The sequence below is a fragment of the Glycomyces sp. NPDC049804 genome (assembly GCF_040674615.1).
GTDB lineage: Bacteria > Actinomycetota > Actinomycetes > Mycobacteriales > Micromonosporaceae > Glycomyces > Glycomyces niveus.
Genome location: NZ_JBFAMQ010000005.1, coordinates 273,411 through 284,460 on the forward strand (window position 1 = coordinate 273,411; position 11,050 = coordinate 284,460).

Here is an 11,050-nt window from a genome sequence, read left to right on the forward strand (position 1 = left end):
GGACTGGGGCCAGAGGGCTGCCTCGGGGTTCGCGATCCAGGGGGAGGAGGCGATCGTTGTCGTTGTGTACGAAGCGTGATCAGACTCTATGCAGGCGAAGCCGAACGGTTACGCACGGACACGCATGCCCTCTGTTCGGATCGCGAACGCCCGCAGTGCATTTCAGTACCAAGTAGACAAAGGCCACGGCCGCCTTGCGAGCAGGGCGGGAATGCGAACGGCCGCGCGTTTGCCGCGCGGCCGTCGTTACGTCGTATCGCGTCTCAGGAATGGTCGTTCGTCAAGCGCCGTCGATGCTCAGGCGCTGCCGTCGGTCAGGCGCTGTCGCGGATGACGAGCTCGGTCGGCAGGATCGCCGGTTCGACCTCCTCGTCCTCGAGGAGGGCGAGGAGGAGTCGGACCGTCTCCTCGGCGACCTTCGCGAGGGGCTGGCGGACCGTGGTCAGGGCCGGGCGGGTGGCCGAGGCGATCGCCGAGTCGTCGAAGCCGCCGACGGCGACGTCCTCGGGGACGCGGCGGCCGGCCGCGTGCAGTGCCTGCAGGGCGCCGGCGGCCATGAGGTCGGAGGCGACGAAGACCGCGTCGAGGTCGGGCACGTTCGCCAGCAGGCGGCGCATGGCCTCCTCGCCGCCGGCCTGCGTGTAGTCGCTGTGCACGACCATCTGCTTCCCGGCCTTGCGGCCGAGGACGCCCGTGAAGCCCTCGAGGCGCAGCGAGCCGCCGGGCGTGTCGAGCGGGCCGGTGATCATGCCGATCTTCCGGCGCCCCTGCTCGACCAGGTACTCGGCCATGGCGCGGGCGCCGCCGCGCTCGTCGGCCGCGGCGTAGGGGATGACGGACTCGCGGCCGAGGACCGCGCCGAGCGCCACGGCGGGCACGCCCGACCGCTCGATCTCGTCGAGCAGCGGGTCCCCCGCGTGGGTGGAGATGAGCAGCGCCCCGTCGGCGTGGCCGCCGCGCAGGTAGCGGGCCACCCGGTCGCGGCCGCCGTCGTCCCCCGCGATCATGAGCACCAATGACATGTCGCGGTCGGCGAGCTGGTTGGTGGCCACGCGCATGAGCACCGAGAAGTTCGGGTCCTCGAACAGGCGCTCCTGCGGCTCCGAGAGCACCATGACGATCGAGCCCGTGCGGCTGGTCTTCAGGCTCCGGGCCGCCCGGTTCACGACGTACCCGGTCTCGGCGACCGCGCGCCGCACCGCCGCCTCCGCGGACAGCGAGACGTTCGCCTTGCCGTTGAGGACGCGGGAGACCGTGCCGCGCGAGACGCCCGAGGCCTCGGCCACGTCGTGGATCGTCGGTCGTTTCCGGTTCAAGATGCTCAGCTCTCCCTTGTGTCTCACTCGATTATCACTCGCCCCGGCCGTCGGCCCGGGCCGAGGCCCGGCCCGGCGGCCGGATCGGACGGGGTGCGGAGCGGCCGCCCAAGGGGACGGCGGCCGCTCCGCCGCTTCCGCGCGTCAGGTCCCGCGGCGGTGTCTTCGCAACCGTGTCATCGCACTCCGGTCACCCGCCGCCGAGCGCCCGCAGGGACGGCAGCGCGTTCCCGTCGAAGTCGAACAGCGCCTGGTTGGCCCACGAGCTGCCGGACTCGTCGACCACGTCGTCGCCGTACTCCATCCCGGCCCGCGAGGCCCAGGTGGTGCCGTCCACCGGGAGCCACGCCGGCTCCCAGTAGACGATCCCGAGGCCGCGCCCGCCGGGCACGCCGTCCACAGTGGCGTACAGGTCGCGCAGGTACGCGGCCTGGCCCTCCGGCGAGGCGGGGTAGCCCCCGGCCGCCGCCAGCTCCGGCTTGAACACCTGGTGGTGCCCGGCCGGGGACGCGCCGGTCCACGCGTACGCGGTCTCGACCACCACGAGGTCCCGGCCGTAGCGCTCGGCGAGGTCGTTCAGGTTGGCGCCCAGGTCTTTCAGGGTGCCGTGCCAGTACGGGTAGTAGGACAGGCCGATCACGTCGAAGTCGAGGCCGCGCGCCACCGCCTGGTCGAACCAGCCGCGGTACAGCTCGTTCGCGCCCCCGAAGTCGAGGTGGAGCATCACCCGCGCCCCGCCCGCCGCGCGCACCGCCGCGGCCCCGGCGGCGAGGAGGCGCGCGAGCCGGTCGAACGCGGCCGGGTCCTCGCGCTCGAAGCGGCGCTCGGGGTCGATGAACTTCGGCGTCCGGCCCTCGGGCCAGAGCATCCCGTTCGTGATCTCGTTGCCCACCTGCACCATGTCCGGCGACGCGTCCGCCGCCGCGAGCGCGGCGAGCACGTCGGAGGTCCAGTCGTGCACGCGCGCTTCGAGGTCGGCGCCCCTGAGGCCGCGCCACGCCTTGGGCGTGGACTGCTTCTTCGGGTCCGTCCAGAAGTCCGAGTAGTGCAGGTCGAGCAGCACTCGGTGGCCCGCGGCCCTGGCGCGGCGGGCCAGCGCGATCGTGGTCGCCAGGTCGTTCGTGCCGCCCATGTAGGGCTCGCCGGCCTCGTCTCGCGGGTCCACCCACAGGCGCAGGCGGATCCAGTTGACGCCGTGGGCGGCGAGGAGTTCGAAGAGGTCGTGCGTGGCGCCTTCGGAGCGGAAGACCGCGCCCCGCTGCTCGATCTCGGCGGTCATCGAGACGTCGGCGCCGCGGATGGGAGTGCTCATCTGCTCAGCCCTTCTCCGCGCCGGCGCTCGCGCCGGTGACCAGGTAGCGCTGCAGGACGATGTAGAGGATGGTGATCGGCAGGGCGAGCACCACCGCTCCGGCGGCGAAGGTGGTGTAGGAGTTGGCGTACTCGGAGCTGATCATGTTGAACAGGCCGAGGGCCACGGTCTGCTTCTCGGCGCTCTGCAGCACCAGGCGGGGCAGGATGAAGTCCATCCACGGCAGCGTGAACTGCGTGATCGCCACGAAGGTGAGCATGGGGCGCATGAGCGGGAGGATGATCCGCGCGAAGATCGTCAGGCGCCCGGCGCCGTCGATCGCGGCGGCCTCGTCGAGGCTCGCGGGGAGGTTGTCCGTGTAGCCCTTCATGAGCCAGATGTTGTACGGCAGGGCGCCCGCCATGCTCACCAGGGCGAGGCCGGTGAGCGAGTCGAGCAGGCCGAAGTTCAGGAAGAGCATGTACACGGCGATGGCGGCGAGGAAGGCCGGGAACATCTGCAGGATGAGGATGCTCAGCAGGCCGGCTCTGCGGCCCTTGAACTTGACGCGGGAGAACACGTATCCGCAGATGGCGGCGAGCACGACCGAGCCGGCCATGTTGAGCACGGCGACGTAGAGCGAGTTGAGGTACCAGCGGCCGTAGTCGGTCTCGGTGAACAGGTCCGCGTAGTGGGCGATGGTGGCCTCGGAGGGGAACGGCGAGACTTCGCCGAGCCCGTCGCCGGGGCTGAGGGAGGCGCCGACGACCCACAGGAGCGGGAAGACGACGACGGCGGCCACGACGAGGAGCTCGAGGTGGATGAGGACCGTGGTGAGGCCCTCGCCGCGGGGGGCCTTGCGGCGGCGCGGCGGGGTGGCGGTCCCGCTCGGGGCGGGGCGTTCGGCGGTCTTGGCGGTCATGGTCAGAGCTCCCGGATCGCCTTGGAGCGGTTGAGGTTCCACACGGAGATGGTGCCGACGATGAGGAAGATGAAGAGGCTCATCACGGCGCCGATGTTGTACAGCTGGGTCTCGAAGGTGAGCTTGAACAGCCAGGTGACGAGCAGGTCGGTGCTGCCCGCGAAGCGGTAGTCGGCGTTGTCGGGACCGCCTTCGGTGAGGAAGTAGACCACGCCGAAGTTGTTGAAGCTGGACACGAACGAGAGGATGAGCAGCGGCGCGACGGTCTTGTGGACCACCGGCAGGGTGATGTGGCGCAGCTGCTGGAAGGCGCTGGCGCCGTCCATGCGGGCGGCCTCGTAGTAGCTGGCGTCGATGTTGGTGAGGACGCCGCCGACGAGGGCCATGAAGAACGGGAAGGTGAGCCACAGGTTGATGAGGAGCACCACCGCGCGGGCGAGGTTCGGGTTGGAGGCGTCGGTGAACCAGTAGACGCGGTCGTCGGTGAGGCCCACGTCGACCAGCCACTGGCTGATGGGCCCGAACTGGCCGTTGAACATGGAGCGGAAGACCAGGGCCGAGACGATGGCGGGGACGGCCCAGGGCAGCAGGAAGATCGAGCGCCACACGCGCGGGAACCTGACCTTCCTGTTGGCGAGGAGCACGGCCTGGAAGAAGCCGAGCGCGTAGGAGGCCACGGTGGTGACGAGCGCGAACACGAACGTCCAGGTGAGGACGCCGAGGAAGGTGTCGGTCCAGGCGGAGCCGGAGAGGATCGCGCCGAAGTTGTCGAAGCCCACCCATTCGACGAGGTTCTTGGGGGGCAGGTTGTCGCGGTTGTAGTTGGTGAAGGCGACGAGGATGACGAACAGGACCGGGAGCACGGACATGAACACGACGAGCACGAGGCCCGGGGAGAGCATGATGTACGCGAACGCGCTCTCCCACAGGCGCTTGCAGTAGGCCGCGGAGGATTCGCGGGCGCCGCCCAGGTTGAGCGCGGCGCGGTAGGCGGCGGCGTCGCGGACGCCCCAGATCCAGATGACCGCGAGGAGGGCGAGGACGAGCAGCGCGATGAGGCCGCTGGCGAGGAGGGTGACGGAGTTGTCCCCTTCGGTGAGGCCGGTCAGGGTCATCTGCCGCGACTGGGTGCCGAGGGTGAACAGGCCCCACAGGCCCTTGACGAAGAAGCCGCCGTTGCTCCGCGGCGTGAACTCCATTCCGGCGTAGTAGTTGCCGGAGGCGATCTCCCAGCCGACCAGGCCTGCGAAGAACGCGAAGAAGAAGGCGGCCTTGCCCGCCTGGCGGTTGATCAGCTGGCCGGCCCCCCACACCAGTGCCGAGGCGAGGCCCGGCACCAGTGCGGGGAGCTTGCCGCTCTGAGCGTTGTTGCTCATCTCGTGGCTCGTCCCAGAGTCCTAGAGCCCGTGCAGCTCGTTGTAGGTGTCGACGGCCTTGGTCTGGGCGTCGGCGGCGGAGCTCAGCGAGTCCCACACGTCCACGGCGAGGGTGTTGCCGACCTCCCAGAAGTACTCGGGGACCTGCGGGATGAGGTCGGCCTGGGCGGACTGCTCGACGATGCCGGCGACGTGCGGGTCCTCGGAGAGGCCCTCGATGCCCGCGAGCAGGTCGGCGTTGAGGGCCGGGATCTGGCCGGTGATGGCGTACAGGGCGGCGGCGCCGGCGTCGGAGGCCAGGAAGTTGGCGAAGACGCGGGCGGCGGCCGGGTACTTCGTGTAGCCGGAGACGACGGCGATGTGCATGCCGGCGAAGGAGCTGGCGGGGGCGCCGCCTTCGACGCTGGGCAGGACCGTGACGCCGTACTCGAAGCCGTTGGCCTCGGCGCCGGCGTCGGAGTCGGCGAAGGCCCAGGGGCCGTTGATGGCGTAAGGGGTCTTGCCGGCGGCGAACTCCTGGCGGATGTTCTCCTCGGTGGCGTCGGCGGCGGGGACGTCGAAGACCTCGCGCAGGCCCGCGTAGTACTCGAGGGCGGCGACAAGCTTCGGGTCGTCGAAGTTCGGCTTCGCCGGGTCGAGGTCGGGGTAGAGCTGCCAGCCGGTCGCCGAGAGGATCGAGTAGGCGTGGTAGATCTCGCCGGGCGTCCACTGGACGGTCCACTGGTTCTTGGCCGCGTCGTTGTACTCGGCGGCGAGGGCCTTGATGTCCTCCCAGGTGGCGGCCGGGACGTCGGAGCCGGTGAGCTCCTTGAGGAGGGTCTTGTTGTAGAACAGCGCGATCGACTCGGTGGTGATCGGGACGGCGTGCATGGAGCCGTCCTCGCCGCCGGAGACGACGCCGGTGAAGGTGTCGCTCATGCGGCCCTTGAGCACGGTCTCGTACTCGCCGAGGGGGGCGGCCACGCCCTGGTCGATGGCGCGCGCGAGCTGGTCGTAGAAGGACAGGTAGACGTCCGCGCCCTTGCCGGCCTCGCCGGCGGTGGTCATCTTCTCGACGGCGTCGTTCTGGGGCACGAGTTCGTACTCGACCTTCACGCCCTTGAACTGCTCGGTGAACGCGGCGATCATCGCCTCGGCGACGGTGTCGGTCTCGAACCAGACCTTGAGGGCGGCCTTGCCGGAGGCGACGTCCTCCTCCATAACGTACTGCTGGGCGTCGGCGTCCCACTCGAGGCCGCCGCTCTGGGTGTTCTCGTCTTCCTCGGGGCCGCCGCAGGCGGCGAGGGTACCGGCCGCGGCCACGCCGCCGCCGAGGGCGAGGAGGTTGCGGCGGTTCATGGAGGGTCCCGCGTGAGCACCGTTGCTGCGCATGTCAAGTCCTTGTCTCGGTGAGTGGTGGGCCCGCTGCGGCACTGGGGGGTATGAATCGCGCCACCGGGCTGTGAACGTTTACACGAATCTAGCGACTCATGATGCAGTTAGCAACCAACCAATGCGCTAAATGTCGGCTTTTAGAACAAAGATTCTTCATGAAACGATCACAATTTTGAAACAGCCATCGACAGAACCTCAGGTTGCGCCATCGTCATACGTCGAGTACTGTGCACGTTCACAGGCATTGATGCAAGGAACCTCACAGGAGACACGGTGCAGACCATTCGCTACGGAGGCGACTACAACCCCGAACAGTGGCCCGAGGAGGTCTGGCACGAGGACGTCCGCCTCATGCGCGAGGCGGGAGTGAACCTCGTCAGCCTCGGGATCTTCAACTGGGGCCTCATCGAACCCGCCCCCGGCGAATACGACTGGACCGGCCTCGACAAGGTCGTCGACCTGCTGCACGGCAACGGCATCGGCGTCGACCTCGGCACCCCCACCTCCGCCCCGCCCTCGTGGCTGCGCCGCGCCCACCCCGAGATCCGCCTCGTCGACTTCGAGGGCCGCGCCATGGCAGCGGGCTCGCGCCACGGCGTGTGCCCCTCGCACCCGGTCTACAGCGACGCGTGCGCCTCCATCGTGGAGCGGCTGGCGGCCCGCTACGGCTCGCACCCCGCCGTCGAGATGTGGCACCTCCACAACGAGTACGGCTGGGCGAACGTCCAGTGCTACTGCGAGGTCTCCGCCGCCCACTTCCGCCGCTGGCTCGCCGACAGGTACGGCGACGTGGACGCGCTCAACGAGGCCTGGGGCACCGCCTTCTGGGGCCTGACCTACCGCGACTTCGACCAGGTCGAGGCCCCCGCGATCGCCCCGCCCGGCGTCAACCCCGCCCTGCGGCTCGACTGGATGCGCTTCTCCAACGACGCGCACATCGCCAACTACAAGCTGCAGCGCGACATCATCGCCCGATACTCGCAGGCCCCCGCGACCACGAACTTCATGGTGCCCAACTGCAAGGATATGGACTACTTCCGCTGGGCCGAGCACGTGGACGTCGTCTCCAACAACCACTACCTCATCGCCGAGCGCGAGGAGCACGAGATCGAGCTCGCGATGAGCGCCGACCTCACCCGCGCCGTCGCCGGCGGACCGTGGATGGTCATGGAGCACTCCACCTCCGCGGTGAACTGGCAGCCGCGCAACATCGCCAAGACCCCCGGCGAACTGCGCCGCAACTCCCTCTCGCACGTCGCGCGCGGCGCCGACGGCCTCATGTTCTTCCAGTGGCGGGCCTCCCGCGCCGGGTCCGAGAAGTTCCACTCCGCGATGCTCCCCCACGGCGGCACCGACACCCAGGTGTGGCGCGACGTCGTCGCCCTCGGCCGCGACCTCGGGAAGATCGCCGGCGTCGTCGGCTCGGACGTGCACGCCGACGTCGCGGTCCTGTGGGACTGGGAGTCCTGGTGGGCGCTCGAACTCGAATGGCGCCCTTCGGTGGAGCTCGAGTTCCGCGAGCGCGTGGAGGCCTACTACGGGTCGCTGTGGAAGCAGCACGTCACCGTCGACTTCGCCCACCCCGAGGCCGACCTCGGCCGCTACAAGGCCGTGATCGCGCCGTCCTCGTACCTGCTCACGGCCGCGGCGGCGAAGAACCTGCAGGGGTACGTCGAAGGCGGCGGCCACCTGCTCGTCTCCTACTTCTCGGGGATCGTCGACGAGCACGACTCGGTCCATCCCGGCGCGCACGCCTCCGTGCTGCAGGCGACCCTCGGCCTGTGGGTCGAGGAGTTCCACCCGCTCCACGAGGGCGCCCGGCTCGCCCTCACCTCAGCGGCGCCGAACTCGGCTTCGGGCCCGGTCGGCCGCATCTGGTCCGAGCACGTGCGCCTCGACGGCGCCGAGGTCCTGGCGGCCTTCGCGGACGGCCCCGACGCGGGCCGCCCCGCGATCACCCGCAACCGCGTCGGCGCCGGCACCGCCTGGTACGCCGCGACCGCGCTCGACGACGCCACCGGCCTGCGCGACCTCCTCGCCGAAGTGCTCGACGCGGCCGGAGTCCAACGGCCGCAGGGCCTCCCGGACGGACTCGAAGCGGTCCGCCGCGGCCCCTTGAGTTTCCTGATCAACCACACCGGTCAGGACCAGCACGTCCCGGATCTCCGGGGCACCGACGCCCTCACCGGCGCCGCCTATGAGGGCGGCGTCCCGGTACCCGCCGGGGAGGTCGTCGTCCTCGCGCACCCCTAGCGCCCGAGGCGGCCCCGCGGGGCCGCCGCCCCTAGTGCAAGACCCACCTCTGAAGGACGTGATCGCAATGAAGCGAAGGACAGCCCTCACGACCGCCGTCGCGGCCCTCGCCGCGCCGGCCCTGGCGCTCGGGGCCGCCGAGTCCGCCCAGGCCCAGACCGCGTTCGCGCGCGGCGCCGACATCTCCAGCCTCGCCAAGTCCGAAGCCAAGGGCGGCGTGTACATGTGGGCCGACGGCTGGAGGGAGGACGCGATCTGGATCCTCCAGAAGAGCGGCGTCAACTGGATCCGCCTGAAGGTCTGGGTCAACCCCGCCGACGGCTACAACGACAAGACCCACGTCGTGAACGTCGCCAAGCGCGCCCGCGCCGCCGGGATGAACGTCCTCGTCGACTTCCACTACACCGACACCTGGGCCGACCCGGGCGCGCAGACCAAGCCCGCGGCCTGGGCGAACTACGGCGTCGCGCAGCTCAAGACCGCGGTCTACAACCACACCGCGGAGGTGTTGGGCGCCATGGTCGCCGCGGGTGCGGCCCCGCAGATGGTGCAGGTCGGCAACGAGCTCAACGGCGGGATGCTGTGGCCCACGGGCCGCTACGACCAGCTCGACAACCTCGCGCAGTTCCTCATCTCGGGCGCGAACGCCGTACGCGCGACCGTGCCGGCCGCGAAGGTCATGCTGCACCTCGCCGAAGGCGGCAACAACTCGGTGTTCCGCTGGTTCTTCGACGAGATGAAGGCCCGCGGCGTCACCTGGGACGCCATCGGCGCCTCGTACTACCCCTACTGGCACGGCTCCCTGGCCGGGCTCCAGTCCAACCTCAACGACATGGCCTCGCGGTACGGCAAGCCCGTCTACGTGGTCGAGACCGCGTACCCGTTCAACCCCGGCGACCGCGACGGGTTCGGCAACATCATCAGCGCCGCGACCCCGGTCGCGGGCTACCCGGCCAGCTACACCGGCCAGTCGAACATGCTCACCGCGATCGCGAACGTCGTCAAGGCGGTGCCGAACGGCCGCGGCGCGGGCGTGTTCTGGTGGGAGGCCACCTGGACCGCCGTCGCGGGCAACGGCTGGGACCCCTACGACCCGAACAGCAAGAACGGCTGGGAGAACCAGGCCCTGTTCGACTTCGCGTGGAAGGCGACCCCGGCGCTGAAGACCCTCGGCACCTTGTAAGCACTCCCCCTTCGGCGGGCCGGGCCCCGCACCGCATTCGGCGGTCCGGCCCGCCTCCCCTGAACCCCCTCCGCAGAAGGAGCACTCCACATGAGACGCAGAACCGCTATCGCCGCCGCCGGTGCGGCCGCCGTCGGGGCCGCCGCCGCGACCGCGACCACCGCGGCGTTCGCCGGGGGCCGCCGCCCCCGGCCGGCGAGCACCGGATTCGTCCGCGGCGCCGACATCTCCGGCCTGATCAAGAACGAGGACTTCGGCGCGGTCTACCGCCGCGCGGACGGCCGCCGGGGCGACGCGATCAAGATCCTCGCCGAGAACGGCCTCAACTGCATCCGGGCCAAGGTCTGGGTCGACCCCGCCGACGGCTACAACACCAAGACGCAGGTCGTCGAGCTCGGCCGGCGCGCCAAGAAGGCCGGGATGGACCTCCTGGTCGACTTCCACTACTCGGACACGTGGGCCGACCCGGGCAAGCAGTACAAGCCCGCGGCATGGGAGGGCCTGAGCTTCGCCGACCTCAAGACCGCGGTGTACGAGCACACCGCGGACGTGCTCGGCGCGTTGAAGAGCGCCGGCGTCGAGCCCGGCCTCGTGCAGATCGGCAACGAGACCAACGGCGGGCTCATCTGGCCCGACGGGCGCTGGGACCAGCTCGAGCAGATGGCCGGACTGCTGACGGCCGGTTGCGACGCCGTCGCCGACGTCCTCCCCGGGGCGCAGAGGATCCTGCACCTCGCCGAGGGCGGCAACAGCGGCGCGTTCCAATGGTTCTTCGACAACGCGGTCGCCAACGGCGTGCCGTTCGACGCCATCGGCGCCTCGTACTACCCGTACTGGCACGGTGAGCTCTCCGGACTCGCCGCCAACCTCGACGATCTCGCGGCCCGGTACGGCAAGCCGCTGTACGTGGTCGAGACCGCCTACCCGTTCACCACCGAGGACTCGGACGGGTTCGGGAACATCATGACCGACCCCGAGCCGGTGCCCGGGTACCCCTCGAGTCCGGAGCAGCAGTCGTTCTGGATCGAGGCGATCGCGGACGTCGTCAAGGCCGTCCCCAACGGGCTCGGCAAGGGCCTGTTCTGGTGGGAGGCCACCTGGACCGGCGTCGCGGGCGCCGGCTGGGACCCGGCCGACCCGGCCAGCGGCAACGGTTGGGAGAACCAGGCGCTGTTCGACTTCGACGACAGGGCGCTCCCCGGTCTGCGGACCCTCGGCGGCCTGTAGACACCCCCACCGAGACGGCCGTGCCGTCCGGTCCGAAGCAGCCCACCGGGTCGAGACCGGGAGGCGGAGGACCGGCGGCGCGGCCTTCGCCGTCGGTGCGGCCGGTCG

The 11,050-nt window shown here is 70.3% G+C and carries 8 protein-coding genes; 3 read left to right on the top strand and 5 right to left on the bottom strand.

Going from position 1 to position 11,050, the window contains the following annotated elements; genetic code table 11:
• Window positions 1-314 precede the first annotated feature (314 nt).
• From AB0K52_RS10345 to AB0K52_RS10365, 5 genes are all read right to left on the bottom strand, one after another.
• Entirely contained in the window at window positions 315-1,316 is a 1,002-nt protein-coding gene (locus tag AB0K52_RS10345; RefSeq protein WP_363529096.1) for a LacI family DNA-binding transcriptional regulator, read from the bottom strand.
• A 190-nt stretch (window positions 1,317-1,506) separates the two neighbouring features.
• Entirely contained in the window at window positions 1,507-2,628 is a 1,122-nt protein-coding gene (locus tag AB0K52_RS10350; protein WP_363529099.1) for a glycosyl hydrolase 53 family protein, read from the bottom strand.
• 4 nt (window positions 2,629-2,632) lie between these two features.
• Complete coding sequence (locus tag AB0K52_RS10355; protein WP_363529102.1) at window positions 2,633-3,529, bottom strand: sugar ABC transporter permease; 897 nt, start codon at window positions 3,527-3,529, stop codon at window positions 2,633-2,635.
• Window positions 3,530-3,531: 2 nt separating this feature from the next.
• A complete protein-coding gene (locus AB0K52_RS10360; RefSeq protein ID WP_363529104.1) occupies window positions 3,532-4,905 on the bottom strand; it encodes a sugar ABC transporter permease in 1,374 nt (457 codons plus the stop codon).
• A gap of 21 nt (window positions 4,906-4,926) precedes the next feature.
• Window positions 4,927-6,276, bottom strand: coding sequence for an extracellular solute-binding protein (locus AB0K52_RS10365; protein WP_363529107.1), 1,350 nt, complete (start codon window positions 6,274-6,276; stop codon window positions 4,927-4,929).
• Window positions 6,277-6,552: 276 nt separating this feature from the next.
• Here AB0K52_RS10365 and AB0K52_RS10370 point away from each other — a divergent pair, with 276 nt between their 5' ends.
• The 3 genes from AB0K52_RS10370 (at window position 6,553) to AB0K52_RS10380 (ending at window position 10,942) form a co-directional block, all read left to right on the top strand.
• A complete protein-coding gene (locus AB0K52_RS10370; protein ID WP_363529110.1) occupies window positions 6,553-8,532 on the top strand; it encodes a beta-galactosidase in 1,980 nt (659 codons plus the stop codon).
• A 67-nt stretch (window positions 8,533-8,599) separates the two neighbouring features.
• Window positions 8,600-9,715, top strand: coding sequence for an arabinogalactan endo-1,4-beta-galactosidase (locus AB0K52_RS10375; protein ID WP_363529112.1), 1,116 nt, complete (start codon window positions 8,600-8,602; stop codon window positions 9,713-9,715).
• A 90-nt stretch (window positions 9,716-9,805) separates the two neighbouring features.
• Window positions 9,806-10,942 carry an arabinogalactan endo-1,4-beta-galactosidase gene (locus tag AB0K52_RS10380; protein WP_363529115.1) on the top strand — a complete coding sequence of 379 codons (1,137 nt, stop codon included), beginning with the start codon at window positions 9,806-9,808 and terminating at the stop codon, window positions 10,940-10,942.
• Window positions 10,943-11,050: the final 108 nt, after the last annotated feature.

What these genes read in the sequence shown, in the direction of transcription:
- AB0K52_RS10380 (WP_363529115.1), top strand. Translation starts at nt 9,806, where the DNA reads ATGAGACGCAGAACCGCTATCGCCGCCGCCGGTGCGGCCGCCGTCGGG.
- AB0K52_RS10375 (WP_363529112.1), top strand. Translation starts at nt 8,600, where the DNA reads ATGAAGCGAAGGACAGCCCTCACGACCGCCGTCGCGGCCCTCGCCGCG.
- AB0K52_RS10365 (WP_363529107.1), bottom strand. Translation starts at nt 6,276, where the DNA reads ATGCGCAGCAACGGTGCTCACGCGGGACCCTCCATGAACCGCCGCAAC.
- AB0K52_RS10360 (WP_363529104.1), bottom strand. Translation starts at nt 4,905, where the DNA reads ATGAGCAACAACGCTCAGAGCGGCAAGCTCCCCGCACTGGTGCCGGGC.
- AB0K52_RS10355 (WP_363529102.1), bottom strand. Translation starts at nt 3,529, where the DNA reads ATGACCGCCAAGACCGCCGAACGCCCCGCCCCGAGCGGGACCGCCACC.
- AB0K52_RS10350 (WP_363529099.1), bottom strand. Translation starts at nt 2,628, where the DNA reads ATGAGCACTCCCATCCGCGGCGCCGACGTCTCGATGACCGCCGAGATC.